General features: G+C 63.6%; 13 protein-coding genes. 6 read left to right on the top strand and 7 right to left on the bottom strand.

Features of this window, described 5'->3' with window-relative positions:
- The first annotated feature begins 43 nt into the window (after positions 1-43).
- On the top strand, positions 44-3,502 hold the full coding sequence (gene pyc, locus AB4Z53_RS08235) for a pyruvate carboxylase (RefSeq protein WP_441595531.1): 3,459 nt from the start codon (positions 44-46) through the stop codon (positions 3,500-3,502).
- A gap of 69 nt (positions 3,503-3,571) precedes the next feature.
- On the opposite strand, the gene AB4Z53_RS08240 is transcribed toward pyc, so the two are convergent.
- The 4 genes from AB4Z53_RS08240 to AB4Z53_RS08255 all read right to left on the bottom strand — a co-directional run bounded on the left by AB4Z53_RS08240 (position 3,572) and on the right by AB4Z53_RS08255 (position 6,137).
- Complete coding sequence (locus tag AB4Z53_RS08240; RefSeq protein WP_441595532.1) at positions 3,572-4,333, bottom strand: amino acid ABC transporter ATP-binding protein; 762 nt, start codon at positions 4,331-4,333, stop codon at positions 3,572-3,574.
- Positions 4,330-5,010 (bottom strand): amino acid ABC transporter permease, encoded by a 681-nt coding sequence (locus AB4Z53_RS08245; protein ID WP_113535395.1) that lies wholly within the window; start codon positions 5,008-5,010, stop codon positions 4,330-4,332. Before AB4Z53_RS08245 ends, AB4Z53_RS08240 begins: the two co-directional genes overlap by 4 nt.
- Before the next feature lie 105 nt (positions 5,011-5,115).
- Positions 5,116-5,889, bottom strand: coding sequence for an amino acid ABC transporter substrate-binding protein (locus tag AB4Z53_RS08250; RefSeq protein ID WP_223725895.1), 774 nt, complete (start codon positions 5,887-5,889; stop codon positions 5,116-5,118).
- Positions 5,886-6,137, bottom strand: a complete 252-nt coding sequence (locus AB4Z53_RS08255; protein WP_441595533.1) for a hypothetical protein — start codon at positions 6,135-6,137, stop codon at positions 5,886-5,888. Before AB4Z53_RS08255 ends, AB4Z53_RS08250 begins: the two co-directional genes overlap by 4 nt.
- A 25-nt stretch (positions 6,138-6,162) precedes the next feature.
- Here AB4Z53_RS08255 and AB4Z53_RS08260 point away from each other — a divergent pair, with 25 nt between their 5' ends.
- The 4 genes from AB4Z53_RS08260 to ispG all read left to right on the top strand — a co-directional run bounded on the left by AB4Z53_RS08260 (position 6,163) and on the right by ispG (position 10,013).
- Positions 6,163-6,948: a DeoR/GlpR family DNA-binding transcription regulator gene (locus tag AB4Z53_RS08260; RefSeq protein ID WP_441595534.1), complete on the top strand. Its 786-nt coding sequence runs from the start codon at positions 6,163-6,165 to the stop codon at positions 6,946-6,948.
- On the top strand, positions 6,945-7,328 hold the full coding sequence (locus AB4Z53_RS08265) for a VOC family protein (RefSeq protein WP_441595535.1): 384 nt from the start codon (positions 6,945-6,947) through the stop codon (positions 7,326-7,328). The genes AB4Z53_RS08260 and AB4Z53_RS08265 overlap by 4 nt, the downstream gene beginning before the upstream one ends.
- Positions 7,329-7,357: 29 nt before the next feature.
- Positions 7,358-8,545 carry an MFS transporter gene (locus AB4Z53_RS08270; protein WP_441595536.1) on the top strand — a complete coding sequence of 396 codons (1,188 nt, stop codon included), beginning with the start codon at positions 7,358-7,360 and terminating at the stop codon, positions 8,543-8,545.
- A 214-nt stretch (positions 8,546-8,759) separates the two neighbouring features.
- Complete coding sequence (gene ispG, locus AB4Z53_RS08275) at positions 8,760-10,013, top strand: flavodoxin-dependent (E)-4-hydroxy-3-methylbut-2-enyl-diphosphate synthase (RefSeq protein ID WP_113535437.1); 1,254 nt, start codon at positions 8,760-8,762, stop codon at positions 10,011-10,013.
- A 33-nt stretch (positions 10,014-10,046) separates the two neighbouring features.
- Here ispG and AB4Z53_RS08280 read toward each other — a convergent pair whose 3' ends face one another.
- From AB4Z53_RS08280 to AB4Z53_RS08290, 3 genes are all read right to left on the bottom strand, one after another.
- On the bottom strand, positions 10,047-10,688 hold the full coding sequence (locus AB4Z53_RS08280) for a LysE family translocator (RefSeq protein WP_223725890.1): 642 nt from the start codon (positions 10,686-10,688) through the stop codon (positions 10,047-10,049).
- Between the two features lie 82 nt (positions 10,689-10,770).
- On the bottom strand, positions 10,771-11,826 hold the full coding sequence (hisC, locus tag AB4Z53_RS08285) for a histidinol-phosphate transaminase (protein WP_441595537.1): 1,056 nt from the start codon (positions 11,824-11,826) through the stop codon (positions 10,771-10,773).
- A 4-nt stretch (positions 11,827-11,830) separates the two neighbouring features.
- The gene (locus tag AB4Z53_RS08290) at positions 11,831-12,745 is read right to left on the bottom strand and encodes a polyprenyl synthetase family protein (protein WP_291148634.1); all 915 of its coding nucleotides are present in this window, start codon (positions 12,743-12,745) and stop codon (positions 11,831-11,833) included.
- Positions 12,746-12,890: 145 nt separating this feature from the next.
- Here AB4Z53_RS08290 and mtgA point away from each other — a divergent pair, with 145 nt between their 5' ends.
- Positions 12,891-13,664: a monofunctional biosynthetic peptidoglycan transglycosylase gene (gene mtgA, locus AB4Z53_RS08295; protein ID WP_113535388.1), complete on the top strand. Its 774-nt coding sequence runs from the start codon at positions 12,891-12,893 to the stop codon at positions 13,662-13,664.
- Positions 13,665-13,690 lie beyond the last annotated feature (26 nt).

Genomic DNA, 13,690 nt, shown 5'->3' on the forward strand with positions numbered 1-13,690 from the left:
GGTGCAGCATTTCCCGCAATTTCAAGTCATTGAGGAGACCGACTTGCCTATCTCGAAGATCCTTGTTGCCAACCGTTCTGAAATTGCCATCCGCGTTTTCCGCGCTGCAAACGAACTCGGTCTGAAAACGGTCGCGATATGGGCGGAAGAAGATAAACTGGCGCTGCACCGCTTCAAGGCGGACGAAAGTTATCAGATCGGCCGCGGGCCGCACCTTGGCCGCGACCTCGGCCCGATCGAAAGCTATCTGTCGATCGACGAGGTGATCCGCGTCGCCAAGCTCTCGGGCGCCGACGCCATCCATCCGGGTTACGGCCTGCTTTCGGAAAGCCCCGAATTCGTCGATGCCTGTGACGCCGCCGGCATCATCTTCATCGGTCCGCGCCCGGCGACCATGCGCCAGCTCGGCAACAAGGTCGCGGCGCGCAACCTCGCCATTTCCGTCGGCGTGCCGGTCGTGCCGGCCACCGATCCGCTGCCGGAAGACGAAAAGGAAATCCATCGCCTTGCCGCCGAGATCGGCTATCCGGTCATGCTCAAGGCCTCCTGGGGCGGCGGCGGACGCGGCATGCGCGCCATTCGCGACCCGAAGGACCTGATCCGCGAGGTGACCGAAGCCAAGCGCGAGGCCAAGGCCGCCTTCGGCAAGGACGAGGTCTATCTCGAAAAGCTGGTCGAACGCGCCCGCCACGTCGAAAGCCAGATCCTCGGCGATACCCACGGCAATGTCGTGCACCTCTTCGAGCGTGATTGCTCGATCCAGCGCCGCAACCAGAAGGTCGTCGAGCGCGCGCCGGCGCCCTATCTCTCGGATGCGCAGCGCCAGGAACTGGCCGACTATTCGCTGAAGATCGCCAAGGCGACCAACTATGTCGGCGCCGGCACGGTCGAGTATCTGATGGACGTCAGTACCGGCAAATTCTACTTCATCGAAGTAAACCCGCGCATCCAGGTCGAGCACACCGTTACCGAAGTGGTGACCGGCATCGACATCGTCAAGGCGCAGATCCACATTCTCGACGGCGAGGCGATCGGCACGCCGGAATCGGGTGTGCCTGACCAGGCGAACATCCGCCTAAACGGCCACGCGCTGCAGTGCCGCATCACCACCGAGGATCCGGAACAGAACTTCATTCCCGACTACGGCCGTATCACCGGCTATCGCTCGGCGGCCGGTTTCGGCATCCGTCTCGACGGCGGCACGGCCTACACCGGCGCCTACATCACCCGCTACTACGATCCGCTGCTGGTCAAGGTCACGGCTTCAGGCAGCACGCCTCAGGAAGCGATCAGCCGCATGGATCGTGCGCTGCGCGAATTCCGCATCCGCGGCGTCGCCACCAACCTCACCTTCCTCGAGGCGATCATCGGCCACGAGCAGTTCCGCAACAACACCTACACCACCCGCTTCATCGACACGACGCCGGAGCTTTTCCAGCAGGTCAGGCGCCAGGACCGTGCGACGAAGCTCTTGACATACCTCGCCGACGTCACCGTCAACGGTCATCCGGAAGCAAAAGGGCGCCCGAAGCCGCCGGCGGATGCAGCCAAGCCCGTCGTGCCGTTCATTCAAGGGGACATTCCGGCCGGCACCAAGCAGAAGCTCGACGAACTCGGCCCGAAGAAATTTGCCGAGTGGGTGCGCGGCGAAAAGCAGGTTTTCCTAACCGATACGACGATGCGCGACGGCCATCAGTCGCTGTTGGCGACCCGCATGCGCACGCATGACATCGCCCGTGTCGCCGGCACCTATGCCCGTGCCTTGCCGCAGCTCTTCTCGCTCGAATGCTGGGGTGGTGCGACCTTCGACGTCTCCATGCGGTTCCTGACTGAAGATCCGTGGGATCGCCTCGCCCGCATCCGCGAGGATGCGCCGAACCTGTTGCTGCAGATGCTTCTGCGCGGTGCCAACGGCGTCGGCTACAAGAACTATCCTGACAATGTCGTCAAATACTTCGTCCGCCAGGCGGCGAAGGGCGGCATCGACGTTTTCCGCGTCTTTGACTGCCTCAACTGGGTCGACAACATGCGCGTGTCGATGGAGGCTGTTGCCGAGGAGAACCGCATCTGCGAGGCGGCGATCTGCTATACCGGCGACATCCTCAACTCGGCCCGTCCGAAGTACGATCTCAAGTACTACACGGCCCTTGCCGCTGAGCTCGAAAAGGCCGGCGCGCACATGATCGCCGTCAAGGACATGGCGGGCCTGTTGAAGCCGGCGGCCGCGCGCGTGCTCTTCAAGGCGCTGCGCGAAGCGACGGATCTGCCGATCCATTTCCACACGCACGACACCTCGGGCATCGCGGCTGCGACCGTGCTTGCTGCCGTCGATAGCGGCGTCGATGTGGTCGATGCGGCAATGGACGCGCTCTCCGGCAACACCTCGCAGCCCTGCCTCGGTTCGATCGTCGAGGCGCTGCGCGGCTCGGAGCGTGATCCGGGCCTCGACCCCGAATGGATCCGCCGCATCTCCTTCTATTGGGAAGCGGTGCGTTACCAGTACGCCGCCTTCGAAAGCGATCTCAAGGGACCGGCGTCGGAAGTCTACCTGCACGAAATGCCGGGCGGCCAGTTCACCAACCTCAAGGAACAGGCGCGTTCGCTCGGGCTTGAGACCAAGTGGCACCGCGTCGCCCAGGCCTATGCCGATGCCAACCAGATGTTCGGCGATATCGTCAAGGTGACGCCGTCTTCGAAGGTCGTCGGCGACATGGCGCTGATGATGGTCTCCCAGGACCTGACGGTTGCCGACGTCGAGAACCCGGCGAAGGACATCGCCTTCCCGGATTCGGTCGTATCGATGCTGAAGGGCGACCTCGGTCAGCCCCCGGGCGGCTGGCCGGAAGCGCTGCAGAAGAAGGCGCTGAAGGGCGAGAAGGCCTACACCGCCGTTCCGGGCTCGCTGTTGCCGCCGGCCGATCTCGATGCGGAACGTAAAAGCATCGAGGACAAGCTCGAGCGCAAGGTCGACGACTTCGAGTTCGCCTCCTACCTGATGTACCCGAAGGTCTTCACCGACTATGCGATCGCGGCCGACACCTATGGTCCGGTCAGCGTGCTGCCGACGCCGGCTTACTTCTACGGGCTGGCACCAGGCGAGGAGCTGCAACCGGAAATCGAGAGAGGCAAGTCGCTGGTGATCCTGCACCAGGCCAAGAGCGAGCCGGACGAGAAGGGCATGGTCAAGGTGTTCTTCGAACTCAACGGCCAGCCGCGCCTCATCAAGGTTCCGGATCGTAACCGCAGCGCTGCCAGCGCCGTGCGCCGCAAGGCCGAAGGCGGCAATGCCGCCCAGCTCGGCGCGCCGATGCCGGGCGTCATCTCGACCGTCGCCGTCAGCGCCGGTCAGGCGGTCAAGGCCGGCGACGTGCTGCTTTCGATCGAGGCGATGAAGATGGAAACGGCACTGCACGCGGAGAAGGATGGCACGGTCACCGAGGTGCTGGTGCGCGCCGGCGACCAGATCGACGCCAAGGACCTGCTGATCGTCTTCGAAGCCTAAGGTTCCGTTCAGACATAGAGAAACGGCCGGATGCGAATCCGGCCGTTTCCATTTGTGCTTTTCGTTGTCTCAGATCTCGTAGTCGTGCGGGGCGCTGAGTGAAGCGATGAACTTCTTGGTTCGTTCGCGTTCGGGCGCCGAGAAGATCGTCTTCGGGGCACCGCTTTCGACGATGACGCCGCCGTCGAGGAAGATCACCTTGTCGGCAACGCGAGAGGCAAGGCGGAGATCATGCGTCGCCATGACCATCGTCGTGCCTTCGCGCGCGAGCCGGCTCAGGACTTCGACCACTTCTTCCGCCAGTTCCGGGTCGAGCGCCGAGGTCGGCTCATCACAGAGAAGCACGCGCGGCGACGGGGCAAGCGCACGGGCAATCGCCACGCGCTGTTGCTGGCCGCCGGAAAGGGTGGCCGGCCAGGCATCGGCCTTGTGCGCCATGCCGACCTTTTCGAGAAGCTCCATTGCCCGGGATTTCGCCCTGTCGGCCGGCCATTTCAGCACGGTGACGAGGCCTTCCATGACGTTGCCGAGTGCTGTCTGGTGCGGGAAGAGCTGGAAGTTCTGGAACACCATGCCGGTCTGCCGGCGCAGCCGCTGGATCGCGGCCCAACCGACCTTGCGGCCAGGGGCAAATTCGAGCCTCTCGTCACCGAGCTTGATCGATCCGGAGGTTGGGATCTCCAACAGGTTGATGCAGCGCAGCAGCGTGCTCTTGCCGCCGCCGGACGGGCCGACCAGCGCGGTCACCGTACCCTCGGCGAGCGCGACCGAGATATCCTTCAGCACGAGATTGTCGCCGAAGCGCTTTTCGATGTGGGAGAGCTCGATCATGTGCGTGCCTCCAGGAAACCGCCATAGCGGGCGAAGCGTCGTTCCAGCCTGACCTGCAGGGCGGAAAGCACGGAGCTCATGGCGAGATAGATCAGCGCCGCCTCGATGTAGAGGATCAGCGGCTCGTAGGTGGTGGCGACGATGCGTTGCGCCGTCTGGAACATCTCGGGCACGGTGATGGCGGCGGCAAGCGAGGTGTCCTTCACTAGCGAGATGAAGGTGTTCGACAGCGGCGGCACGGCGACGCGCGTCGCCTGTGGCAGGATGGTGCGGCGCATCGCCTGGCTCCAGCTCATGCCGATGGAATAGGCCGCCTCCCATTGCCCGCGCGGAACCGAGGAAATCACGGCGCGAATGATCTCGGACGTGTAGGCGCCGACATTCAGCGAGAAGCCGATGAGGGCAGCGGTGAAGGCATCGAGCAGGATGCCGGCGCTCGGCAGGCCGTAGAAGATCACGAAGAGCTGCACGAGCAGCGGCGTGCCGCGGATCACCCACACGTAGAAGCGCGCGATCAAGGCGACCGGTGCCGGTCCGAAGAGCCGGGCAACGGCGGTGACGAGACCGAGGATCAGACCGAAAACGAAGGAAAGCAGCGTCAGCGGGATGGTGAATGTCAGGCCGGCCCACAGCAGGGACGGCAGGGATTCCAGCATCAGTGGGAGCCAGGTGGTCAAGGGCGGGCCTTTCAAAAAGCGCGATCCGCCCCGGAGGCCGGAACGGATCGCTTTTCATAGCCGAGATTGGCCGGCTGAGAAACCGGCGGCAATGTCGGTCGGGGGTTACTTCGAGACGTCGGCGCCGAAGTACTTCTGCGAGATCTTGTCGTAGGTACCGTCGGCCCTGATATCGACCAGCGCCTTGTTGATCGCTTCCAGCAGTTCCGGCTCGCCCTTGCGGATGATGATGCCGGAGAAGTCGGCGTCGGCCTGCTCGGCGGCGATCTTCACCGGGGCGTCGGGCTTCTTCTTCTTGAAGTCGAGGAAGGAGAGGCTGTCGTTGATCGTCGCATCGGCGCGGCCGGTCAAGACGAGCTGGATCGACTGGTCGAAGCCGTCGGTGCCGACGAGTTCGGCGCCGGACGCGGTTGCGATCTTGCCGAAGTTGCTGGTCAGCGACTGGGCCGACTTCTTGCCCTTGAGGTTATCGAAGCCCTTGATCTCCTCGTTGTCCGACTTGACGATCAGCACGGCCTTGGAGGCGATGTAGGGCTCGGAGAAGTCGTACTTCTTCTTGCGCTCTTCGGTGATGCCGACCTGGTTGATGACCGTGTCGTAACGGTTGGCGTCGAGGCCGGCGATCAGGCCGTCCCACTTGCCTTCGAGGAATTCGGCCTTCACGCCGAGCTTCTCGGCGACCGCCTGGCCGATCTCGACGTCGAAGCCGACGAGCGCGCCGGAGGCGTCGTGGTAGGTGAAGGGCGCATAGGTGCCCTCGGTGCCGATTTTCAGCACACCGGCAGATTTGATCGCGTTGAGGTTCTCGCCGGCTTCAGCGGAGCCAAGCGCGGCAACCTGCATCAGAGCAGCGGCAAACAGCGTGGGGAGGAGTTTCATCGTGATTTTCCATCTTCTTTCTGGCCCGGCCCGTCGTCCGGATTGAGCGGACAATCGCATAAAAGATCGGCGATCTGAGCGTATAAAACACCAATTCCCGAGCGTTTTGATGAAGAATTTTCTTCGAAATGGTGCCGTTTGTGCGCAATGAGCTCGGTTTGCGGATTTTCAGGTCCTTCGCGATTTGGCTGGTTTTCGCGACTTGAAATCGGTTTCAAAATTGGATATGCACATTTGTAGCGATTCATGCACGTTTTTACACGATCGGTGAAAATGTCGGGCGAACTCCTTCTTCGCGAGCGAAAGACGCTGATCCAGGAGCGGCTGAAGGCCAATGGCCGGGTGCTGGCTGTCGATCTTGCCGCTGAGCTCAATGTCTCCGAAGACACCATTCGCCGTGACCTCCGGGAAATGGCGGCGGCCGGTCTCTGCGAGCGCGTTTACGGTGGCGCGCTCCCGGTCGTTCCGGCGGCGCACAGCACTTTGAGGGAGCGGGTGGCGATGGCGCCGGAGCGCAAGGCCGCCCTTGCCCGTGCGGCCGCCGGGCTGATCAAGCCGGGCATGACCGTGTTTCTCGACGCCGGTTCGACCAATCTTGCGATCGCGCAACTGATCGAGCCGGACCTGCAGGTGACCGTCGTTACCAATACGCCGCTGATTGCCGCGGCCCTCATGGAAAAGCCAGGGGTGGATCTCATCCTGCTCGGTGGACCGCTCAACCGGGCAGTTGGGGCGGCGATCAGTGCGCGGGCGCAACGCGATGCGGAATTGCTCCGGCCCGACCTCTGCTATCTCGGCACCTGCGGCGCCGACGCTGTCGCCGGCCTGACGGCAATCTATTTCGAGGATGCGGAGTTCAAGCGGCTCGTCGCCCAGCGCAGCCGGCGTCTCGTCGTCGCCATCACCAGCGACAAACTCGGGACCGCAGCCCCCCACACCATCGCCAGCATCGACGAGAGGGCGACGTTGGTGCTGGAAGAGGATGCTCCGGCTGAGCATTGTGCGGCGTTCAAGGCGACGGGCGCAGATATTCTGATGGCGGGAGGGCCTGAGCAATGACGATTACCCATGTGGCGCTGTGGACCCGCGACCTCGAGGGCATTGCCGGTTTCTGGTCGTCCTTCTTCGGCGCCTCCGTCGGCGAAATCTACGAGAGCCGGCGCCGTCCGGGCTTCCGTTCGCGTTTCCTGAGGCTCGCCGATGGGCCCGCAGTCGAGATCATGGAAGGCCCTTGGGTTACGCCGGGCGATCCCGCGCAGGAGCGTACCGGCCTTGCCCATGTGGCACTGTCGCTCGGCAGCGAGCAGGCGGTTGACGCGATGGCGGCGCGTGCCGAGGCCGAGGGCATACTGGTTGCGAAGCCGCGCTTTACCGGTGACGGCTTCTATGAGGCGGTCCTGCGCGACCCCGACGGAAATCTGATCGAAATCACAGTTTGAGCCGGACGATCCGGCACAGAGGCAAGACCATGGACCAACGTTCTCCCACCGCGCCCATCCGCCAGGGCTACATGACCCGCAACCGGCTGGCCGTCTCATTGCTCTTCCTATTGAACGGCTTCGTCATCGGCAGTTGGGCGCCGAAGATCCCTGAATTCAAGGACCGGCTCGGCATCAGCGAAAGCGTGCTCGGCCTGTTGATCCTGATGTTCGGTATCGGCTCGCTGGTGCTGATGCCGATTGCCGGCGGCTACATCGCCCGTGTGGGGTCTCAGAAGGTGGTCAAGGTCACCGCCATCATCCTGTCGCCGTTGCTTCTGCTCTTGACTCTAGTCCCCGATGTCTGGACGGCCGCCGTCGCCATGTTCCTGCTTGGTGGCTTTGCTGGCGCCATGGACGTCGCGATGAATGCCAATGCGGTCGAGGTCGAAAAATCCATGCGCCGGGCGATCATGTCGTCCTGTCATGCCTATTGGAGCCTCGGCGGTCTGATCGGTGCCGGTATCGGCGGCTTCCTCATGGCCCGCTTCGGCGTGCTGCCGCATGTCCTCGTCGTCACTGCGATCTGCCTGGCACTGATCGTCGCCGCCTGGCCGATGATCCTGGCCGACAAGCCGCATCCGGGTGCTGCCAAGGAAAAACTGCGCCTGCCAATGACGCCGCTTCCCTGGCTGATCGGCATCATGGCGCTGTTCTCGATGGTACCGGAGGGCACGGTGCTCGATTGGGGTGCGCTTTACCTGCGCAACGAACTTGGCGCTTCGGTGGAGCTTTCCGGCTTCGGCTTTGCCGCCTTCTCCGCCACCATGGCGACCATGCGTTTTGCCGGCGATTTCGTCCGGGACCGCTTCGGCGCCAAGCGCACCTTGCGCATCTGCACGGTGACGGCCCTCGTCGGCATGGTCATCGCGGGCACCGCACCCAATGCCTATGTCGCCATCCTCGGCTTTGCCATCGCCGGCATCGGCATTTCCAACATGGTGCCGATCGCGTTCTCGGCCGCCGGCAACATGCCGGGTCTGCAGCCGGGCATCGGCCTCTCGGTCGCGACCTTCATGGGTTATTCCGGCATGCTGTTCGCGCCGTCGCTGATCGGCTTCGTCGCCGAGCATACGGGCTTTGCCATCATCTTCGCATCGGTGCCGCTGCTCTTCATCGTGGTGCTTTTGCTGTCGCACCATGCGGTGCATGCCGATCACGCCAAGGGGCACGAATGATCTATTGGGCCGCGGACGTGCTTGTTCTGCGCGGGTCGCAAGCGCGCCTCCAGCGCAAGGCCGCCATCAAATCGCCGTCAGGGCATGATGTCGCCGTTGACAATCAGGCTTTCCTCATCCACCTGAAAGGCAAATAGCCAGGGCGGGTTGAGGAAAGTCCATGTGGGTTGTACCCGCATCCGCGCCCGGCTTAGTGACCTACGAAGAGGCCTTCATGTCTTCCGCCTTCGATTACGACCCGCAGCCCCGCCGCGCCTCCGTTGCCGTCGACGTCGGTGGTGTCATCGTCGGGGGCGGGGCGCCGGTCGTGGTCCAGTCGATGACCAACACCGACACGGCCGATATCGATGCGACCGTGGCCCAGGTGGCCGCGCTCCACAAGGCCGGCTCGGAACTGGTGCGCATCACCGTCGACCGTGACGAAAGCGCTGCCGCCGTGCCGAAGATCCGCGAGCGGCTCGAGCGCCTCGGCCTGGATGTCCCGCTCGTCGGCGATTTCCACTATATCGGCCACAAGCTGCTTTCCGACCATCCGGCCTGCGCCGAGGCGCTGGCGAAATACCGCATCAATCCGGGCAATGTCGGCTTCAAGGACAAGAAGGACAAGCAGTTCGCCGAGATCGTCGAGATGGCGATCCGCTACGACAAGCCGGTGCGCATCGGCGTCAATTGGGGTTCGCTCGATCAGGAGCTGCTGACGCGGCTGATGGACGAGAACAAGGCCAACGGCTTTCCGCTGACCGCCCAAGAAGTGACGCGCGAAACGATCGTGCAATCGGCGTTGCTGTCGGCGGAACTTGCCGAAGAGATCGGCTTGCCGCGCAACCGCATCATCCTCTCGGCCAAGGTCTCGGGCGTTCAGGACCTGATCGCCGTCTACGCCATGCTGTCGGCCCGTTCAGACCATGCGCTGCATCTCGGGCTTACCGAAGCCGGTATGGGCACCAAGGGCATCGTCGCTTCGTCGGCCTCGCTCGGCATCCTGATGCAGCAGGGCATCGGTGACACGATCCGCATCTCTCTGACGCCGGAGCCCGGCGGCGACCGCACCCGCGAGGTGCAGGTGGCGCAGGAACTGCTGCAGGTCATGGGCTTCCGCCAGTTCATTCCCGTCGTTGCCGCCTGTCCCGGTTGCGGCCGCACCACGTCCACGGTGTTTCAGGAGCTTGCCCAGAAGATCCAGGACGACATCCGCCGCAACATGCCGGTCTGGCGCGAGAAGTATCCCGGCGTCGAGGGGCTGAAGGTCGCGGTCATGGGCTGCATCGTCAACGGCCCGGGTGAAAGCAAGCATGCCGATATCGGCATCTCGCTGCCCGGAACCGGCGAAATGCCGGCAGCTCCGGTCTTCATCGACGGCGAGAAGGCGATGACGCTTCGTGGTCCCAACATCGCCGGTGACTTCGAGACGCTCGTGTCCGACTATATCGAGAAGCGCTACGGCCGTGGCCAGGCGGCTGCTGAGTAAACGGGTGCAGTCCGAGACTGGACGGCCTCAGACCTAAAGCCGCGACGTCAGCAACTTCAGCCCCGCAAAGGCGAAGAAGCCGGCCATCAGGCTCTCGATCACCCGCTTGGACCTGAGATAGGCACGGTGGACCGGTGACAGCGAGAAGACGATCGCAAAGCCGCAGAAGGTCATCAAGCCCAGAACCATACAGCCGCCGATGAAGGTGGCAGTGACGCCGACGGGCGCACCTTCGGGCATGCCGAGCGAAACCAGCATGATCCAGGAGAAGATCGCCTTGGGGTTCGTGAGGTGGATGCCGAGCCCCTTGAGATAGAGCCGCTTCAGCGATGTCTGCGCCTTCGCCACCGGCACGATCGTGCTTCTGTCGGTGCGCATGGCGGCGCGCAGCGCGTTATAGGCAAGCCAGAAGAGATAACAGGCGCCGGCGATCTTGAGCACGACGATCGCATGGCCATAGGCGCGGATGAGAGCCGAGAGGCCTGACGCCGTGAGCATCGCCCAGGTGTAGCTTCCGGTGAGTACGCCGAGGGCAAGCGCCAGGCCCGCTTTCCGTCCCTGGCTGACCGACGTGGTGATGATCGCGAGGATCGCGGGCCCCGGCGAAGCGGTCGCGATCAGATACGCAGTCCAGGCGATGAGAAGCTGTGGCAGATAGGGCGTCGGGTCGAACATGTGACAAGCTCCGGCTCGGTTGCCGGAGGCTAGATCAGTTCATCACCGGTTTGAAACAGCGAAATGTCACCGAGACAAGATGTCAGACGATCTCGTCGAGCGCCTCGATCAGACGGGCGCATTCCTGATCGGTGCCGATGGTGATGCGCAGGAAATCGCCGATGCGCGGCTTGGCGAAATGGCGCACCAGCACGGCACGCTCGCGCAGCGCCTTCATCAGCGGTTCACCGCTATGGTCGGGATGGCGGGCGAAAACGAAGTTTGCCGACGAGGGCAGAACCTCGAAGCCGCGCGTCGTCAGATCGGCCGCAAGGCGCTCGCGCGACGCGATGATCTTGGCGCGGGTTTCCTCGAACCAGGCGTCGTCCTCGATCGCGGCGACGGCTCCGGCCTGGGCCGGACGGCCGAGCGGATAGGAATTGAAGCTGTCCTTCACCCGCTCCAACGCCTCGATCAGCGGGCGCTGACCGATGGCGAAGCCGACGCGCAGGCCCGCAAGCGCACGCGACTTGGAGAAGGTCTGAACGACCAGCAGATTCTTGTATTTCGAAACCAGCGTTGCGGCGGTCTCTCCGCCGAAGTCGACATAGGCTTCGTCGATGACGACGGGCTGATCCGGGTGCGCCGCGACGAGCCGCTCGATCTCGGCGAGCGGCAGGGCAATGCCGGTCGGCGCATTGGGGTTCGGCAGGATGATCGCGCCGCAGGGCCGGTCATAGTCGGCAATATCGATCGCGAAGCGATCACTGAGCGGGATCTCGACCGCGTCGATCTCGAAGAGCCGCGCATAGGTCGAATAGAAGCTGTAGGAAATATCCGGGTAGAGCAGCGGTGCGTCATGCTTGAGCAGGCCGGCGAAAATGTGCGCCAATACCTCGTCCGAGCCGTTGCCGACAAAGACTTCGTCCGCCGTCACGCCATAGCGCGTGGCAATCGCCTGGCGCAGCTTCAGCGCCAGCGGGTCGGGATAAAGGCGGAGGTCGCTGCTCGCTGCAGCGCCGATCGCGTCGAGCACCTTCCCAGAGGGGCCATAGGGGCATTCGTTGGTGTTGAGCTTCACCAGATTGGCGATGCGCGGCTGTTCGCCAGGCACATAGGGCTTCAGCTTGGAGACGATCGGCGACCAGTACTTGCTCATGGAGCTAGCTCCTGCGGTTGGCGATGAAGCGGGCGGTTTCGACGAGAATGGCCGAGCGCTCGCCATAGGGCTCAAGCAGGGCTTCGGCCTCTGTGACCAGTTGCTCCAGCCGGTCTTCCGCCCAGGCCTGGCCGTGCAGCGCAACCAGCGTGCCCTTGCCACGGGCAGCATCCTTGCCGGTTGCCTTGCCCATAGTCTCTGCATCGGCGGTAAGGTCGAGCAGGTCGTCGGCAAGCTGGAAAGCAAGGCCGATCTTTTCGCCGAAGGCACGGAGCTGGGCGCGGTCGTTTTTCGACGCTCCGGCGACGATGGCGCCGGCCTCGCAGGCAAAGCGGATGAGGGCGCCCGTCTTCATTGCCTGCAGCGTGACGATGCCGGCCTCGTCAGGCGGCGACTTTTCCGCGGCCAGGTCGAGCGCCTGTCCGCCAGCCATGCCGCCGTGTCCGGCGGCGCGTCCGAGCGCCAGAACCAGTTCCACCTTCTGCGCATCCGAAAGCGATGTCTCGGGTGCTGCGATGATGTCGAAGGCGAAAGTCAGCAGGCTGTCGCCGGCAAGGATCGCCGTCGCCTCGTCGTAGGCCTTGTGCACGGTCGGCTGACCGCGGCGCATGTCGTCGTCGTCCATCGCCGGCAGGTCGTCATGGACGAGGGAATAGCAGTGCACACATTCGAGTGCTGCACCGACGCGCACGGACACATCGGCATTGCCACCCAGGAGATCGGCGCATTCGATCACCAGGAAGGGGCGAAGCCGCTTTCCGCCGTTCAGCACCCCGTGGCGCATGGCGGCGAGCAGGTTGGCCGGTCGCGTGATCTCGTCCGCCTCCGTCGTCGGGCCGAGCAGGCGCTCGAGCAGAGCTTCGACAGCGCGGGCATTGCCGGCGAGACGGAGGATGAAAGGCGATGTTTCCTGGCTCATGCGCGCTCTTTGGCACGGGCGAAGAGGGCTTTCAACGGGGATTCGTGTCGCAGCCGCGCGCTTTCCCTGGGACAGTTGTGTGGGCGCCTTGCCTTTTGCCATAAAGCCCGTTCAACTCTGCCGGCGCATGCACTAAGAGAAGCGGATGGACAGCGAGGTGAACAGTCAGGCCGTGAACGTCGTTCCGGAAGCGCGCGAGGAGGGCGAAGTGCCTTCCAGTCGCTGGTCTTCGCTTCGCCGCACGTTACGCACGAGACGCCGCCAGATCATCCTGGCCGTCCTTGGCTTTGTCGCCTTGCCCTATGTGCTGATCATTCTCTACCTTGTCGAGTTCATCCACCCGGTTTCGACGCTGATGCTGCGCGATCTCGTCCTGCTTCGCGGCTACGATCGTCAATGGGTCGAATTCGACAACATCGCCCCGGTGTTGGTGCAATCGGTGATGATGTCGGAGGACGGCCAGTTCTGCGCCCATGACGGCGTCGACTGGGGCCAGATGCGCGGCGTGGTCCAAGATGCGCTCGAAGGGGAATCGACCCGCGGCGCCAGCACCATCCCGATGCAGACGGTCAAGAACCTCTACCTCTGGAACGGTCGCTCCTTCCTGCGCAAAGGCATGGAATTGCCGCTGGCTGTCGCCGCCGATTTCGTCTGGAGCAAGCGGCGGATGATGGAGATCTACCTGAACATCGCCGAATGGGGCGACGGGATCTACGGTATCGAGGCTGCGGCTCGCCACCATTTCGGGGTTTCCGCGTCGAAGCTTTCGCGCCGGCAGGCAGCGCTGCTCGCGGTTTCGCTGCCCAACCCGAAGGAGCGCAACGCCGGCAAGCCGGGCCGCGGGCTCAAGCGTCTGGCGAACCTGATCGAGCGCCGCGCCAGCCGCTCCGGCGGCTACATCACCTGCCTTTATGATTAGGATCAGACCTTTTCATTGGATGCCGT

The sequence above is a fragment of the Ensifer sp. 2TAB8 genome (assembly GCF_052115125.1).
Classification (GTDB): domain Bacteria; phylum Pseudomonadota; class Alphaproteobacteria; order Rhizobiales; family Rhizobiaceae; genus Ensifer.

Bases quoted from the DNA above. Each gene is read 5' to 3' on its own strand.
- AB4Z53_RS08240 (WP_441595532.1), bottom strand. From the start codon at position 4,333: ATGATCGAGCTCTCCCACATCGAAAAGCGCTTCGGCGACAATCTCGTG.
- AB4Z53_RS08250 (WP_223725895.1), bottom strand. From the start codon at position 5,889: ATGAAACTCCTCCCCACGCTGTTTGCCGCTGCTCTGATGCAGGTTGCC.
- AB4Z53_RS08255 (WP_441595533.1), bottom strand. From the start codon at position 6,137: ATGAATCGCTACAAATGTGCATATCCAATTTTGAAACCGATTTCAAGT.
- AB4Z53_RS08260 (WP_441595534.1), top strand. From the start codon at position 6,163: ATGTCGGGCGAACTCCTTCTTCGCGAGCGAAAGACGCTGATCCAGGAG.
- AB4Z53_RS08265 (WP_441595535.1), top strand. From the start codon at position 6,945: ATGACGATTACCCATGTGGCGCTGTGGACCCGCGACCTCGAGGGCATT.
- AB4Z53_RS08270 (WP_441595536.1), top strand. From the start codon at position 7,358: ATGGACCAACGTTCTCCCACCGCGCCCATCCGCCAGGGCTACATGACC.
- ispG (WP_113535437.1), top strand. From the start codon at position 8,760: ATGTCTTCCGCCTTCGATTACGACCCGCAGCCCCGCCGCGCCTCCGTT.
- AB4Z53_RS08280 (WP_223725890.1), bottom strand. From the start codon at position 10,688: ATGTTCGACCCGACGCCCTATCTGCCACAGCTTCTCATCGCCTGGACT.
- hisC (WP_441595537.1), bottom strand. From the start codon at position 11,826: ATGAGCAAGTACTGGTCGCCGATCGTCTCCAAGCTGAAGCCCTATGTG.
- AB4Z53_RS08290 (WP_291148634.1), bottom strand. From the start codon at position 12,745: ATGAGCCAGGAAACATCGCCTTTCATCCTCCGTCTCGCCGGCAATGCC.
- mtgA (WP_113535388.1), top strand. From the start codon at position 12,891: ATGGACAGCGAGGTGAACAGTCAGGCCGTGAACGTCGTTCCGGAAGCG.